This window comes from Streptomyces sp. ICN903, assembly GCF_022015835.1.
In the GTDB taxonomy this organism is placed as follows: domain Bacteria; phylum Actinomycetota; class Actinomycetes; order Streptomycetales; family Streptomycetaceae; genus Streptomyces; species Streptomyces fenghuangensis.
Genome location: NZ_JAKMAY010000481.1, coordinates 1 through 2,693, shown reverse-complemented (window position 1 = coordinate 2,693; position 2,693 = coordinate 1). Strand labels below are relative to the sequence as shown.

The 2,693-nt window shown below is 73.2% G+C and carries 2 protein-coding genes; both read left to right on the top strand.

The features are described from left to right. The first annotated feature begins 83 nt into the window (after nucleotides 1–83). Nucleotides 84–1,682, top strand: a complete 1,599-nt coding sequence (locus tag L7D48_RS27955; protein WP_237883752.1) for an ABC transporter substrate-binding protein — start codon at nucleotides 84–86, stop codon at nucleotides 1,680–1,682. A gap of 35 nt (nucleotides 1,683–1,717) precedes the next feature. Beyond that, complete coding sequence (locus tag L7D48_RS27950; RefSeq protein ID WP_237883755.1) at nucleotides 1,718–2,686, top strand: ABC transporter permease; 969 nt, start codon at nucleotides 1,718–1,720, stop codon at nucleotides 2,684–2,686. The last annotated feature ends 7 nt before the right edge of the window (nucleotides 2,687–2,693 follow it).

Here is a 2,693-nt window from a genome sequence, read left to right as displayed (position 1 = left end):
GGGGAGGGGTGGGGTGGCGCGCGCCTGCGGTTTAATTGCAAGCTGTTTGCAACAACGTTTGAGCAGCAGCAGAGGTGTGGAGCATGAGACTGCGGGTGACACGGGTGGCCGCCGCCATGACGGCCGGCGCGGTGCTGGCCGGAGCGGCGGCCTGTTCCGCACCGTCCGACGGGAAGGGCGGCGCGGACGGAGGTACGGGCGACTCCCTGGTCGTGGGCATCGCCCAGGAACCGGACACCCTCAGCCCCCTGCTCGGCTACGGCAAGGACGGCAACTCCAAGATCTTCGACGGGCTGCTGCGGCACGACGCCGGCATGGAACTGCGGCCCGCCCTCGCCGCGGAGCTCCCCGAGATCGGCGACGGCGGCCGGACGTACACCTACACCCTGCGCGAGGGGGTGACTTTCAGCGACGGCACCCCCTTCGACGCCGAGGACGTGGTCTTCACCTACGAGACCATCCTCGACGAGAAGACCAACAACCCCTCCAAGGGCGAGCTGGACGCCCTCGACAGCGTCACCGCCAAGGACGAGGACACCGTCGTCTTCCACCTCAAGTACCCCTACGCGGCCTTCGCCGAGCGCACCGTGCTGCCCATCGCCTCCAAGGAGGCCGCCGCCGGACAGGACGTCAACACCGGCCCCTACAACACCGAACCGGTCGGCACCGGCCCCTACGTCCTCACCGGCTGGAGCCGCGGCGAGAAGCTCACCTTCAAGGCCAACCCCGACTACTGGGGCGGCGCGCCGAAGGTGGAGAAGCTCACCATGGCCGTCATCAAGGACGACGACATACGCGCCACCCGGCTGCGCTCCGGCGACCTCGACGCCGCGGTCCTGCCCCCCGCCCTCGCCGACACCTTCGCCGGCGACGAGGGCCGGCGCGTGATCCGGGCGAGGACCGCCGACTTCCGGGCCGTCACCCTCCCCACCGCGAACCCCGTCACCGGCGACCGCGCGGTGCGCCGCGCCCTGGACACCGCCGTCGACCGGCAGGCGATCGTCGACAGCGTGCTGGGCGGCGCCGGCCGGGCCGCGTACGGCCCCGTGCCCACCGACAGCCCCTGGTTCGCCAAGGGCACCGAACGCCGCCACGACCCGGACGAGGCGCGGGAGATCCTGGAGGAGGCGGGCTGGAAGGCCGGCGAGGACGGGGTGCGCCGCAGGGACGGCCGCCGTGCCGCCTTCACCCTCTGGTACCCCTCCGGCGACCGGCTGCGCCAGGAGCACGCCCTGGCCTACGCCGCCGACGCCAAGGAGATCGGCATCGACATCACCGTCGAGTCCGGTACCTGGGAGGTCATCGAGCCGCGCATGAAGGACGACGCCGTGCTCTCCGGCGGCGGCAGTCCGGCCGACCCCGACTTCGACCTCTATCCCCTGCTGCACTCCTCCCTCGCCCTGGACGGCTTCAACAACATGGCCGCCTACGACAACCCGGACGTCGACCGGGCCCTTGAGGAGGCGCGCCGCACGAACGACCGCGCCGCCCGCACCGAGGCGTACGCCACCGTCCAGCGCGAACTGGCCGCCGACCCCGGCTACACCTTCCTCACCCACATCGACCACGTGTACGTGATGGACGACGCCTGGCAGGACGTCACCACCCAGGTCGAGCCCCACGACCACGGCCTGGGCGCGGGTCCGTGGTGGAACGTCGAGGACTGGCGGCCGAAGAAGTGAAGACGGAACCGCGCACGGGGCCGCCCTGGGTCCCGATGGCGCGCCTGGCGGGGCGGCGGGCGCTGGCCGCCGTCCCCGTCCTGGCCGCCGTGACCCTCGGCGTCTTCGCGCTCGCCGCGGCCTCCCCCTTCGACCCGGTGCGCCAGTACGCCGGGAGCGCCGGGCTGCGCGCCTCTCAGGAGACCCTCGACCAGCTGCGCGAGAACCTCGCCCTGGACGGCCCGTTCACCGAGCAGTGGTGGAGCTGGCTCACCTCCGCCGCGACCGGAGACCTGGGCCAGTCGGTCTCCCTGCGCCAGCCGGTCGCCCAGGTCGTCGGCGAACGCCTGGGCTGGTCCGTGCTGCTGTGCGCGCTCGCGTTCCTCGTCGCGGTGGTGCTCGGCACCGTGCTCGGCGTCGCCGCCGCGCGCCGCCGGGGCGGCTGGCTCGACCGCTGCGTCACCGGCGGCTCCTACGTACTCCAGGCCGCCCCGCCGTTCTGGCTCGGACTGCTGGCCGTCTGGTTCTTCGCCCTCCAGCTCGGCGTACTGCCCGCCGGCGGGCTCACCGACAGCGGCGAGGACACCGTCACCGCCGGCTCGCTGGTGCGCCATCTGACGCTGCCGGTGGCCGTGCTCGCCCTCTCCCAGCTGCCGTGGTTCGCCCTGTACGTACGGCAGGGAGTGGCCGACGCGCTCCACGAGGACCCGGTGCGCGGCGCCCGCGCGCGCGGCCTGCGTGAGCGCACCGTACTGCTCGGCCACGCCCTGCGCTCGGGGCTGCTGCCGGTGCTCACCCTCATCGGCACCCGCGTGCCCGAACTGATCACCGGCGCCCTGCTGGTGGAGACCGTCTTCAGCTGGCCCGGCATCGCCTCGGCCACCGTCCGCGCCGCCACCGCCACCGACTTCCCGCTCCTGGCCGCCGTGACCGTCCTGGCCACCGCCGCCGTACTCGCCGGAAACCTGCTGGCCGACCTGCTCTACGTGCTGGCCGACCCCCGGATCGACCCGGAGGAGATGTGACCGCCCC